Below are 374 nucleotides of genomic sequence, written 5' to 3'. Positions count from 1 at the left end.
TCAGCAGCCAAGGATTCATCTAGCAGCCAAGCCTCTCCTCCTAAAGCAAAAGTCACCAGTCCAGCAAAGCTTCAACAGGCGAATGCCATGATGGGGACAGTATCCAAGCTATTAGGTTCCATTCCAGTGATGGGAAAAGTGGCTGGCGTTGTTGCAGGAGCTTTAGGTGGACCCGCAGGAGGTGTGATTCTGAGAGCAACCGCAGCGATCCCTGTTCGGAGCAAAGGAACCCCTTCCGTTGGAGGCAGTAAGGGGAACGGCATTCATCCGTTGAAACACTTGGCTGGTTTGGCTATACAAGGGTTGATTAGTATACACGAGCATGAGAAAGCTAAACAAGCCTATTATAGCAAATGGATTCTTGGGAAAGTGTT

1 pseudogene is annotated in these 374 nt (G+C 49.5%); it reads left to right on the top strand.

The features are described from left to right. Positions 1–374 (top strand): annotated as a pseudogene (locus AC5V8P_RS26200) (contractile injection system protein, VgrG/Pvc8 family); the annotation flags it as partial.

It is taken from the genome of Paenibacillus sp. N119s, assembly GCF_059447605.1.
The sequence above is the reverse complement of the archived record's forward strand: the minus strand, read 5'-3'. Positions and strand labels throughout refer to the sequence as shown.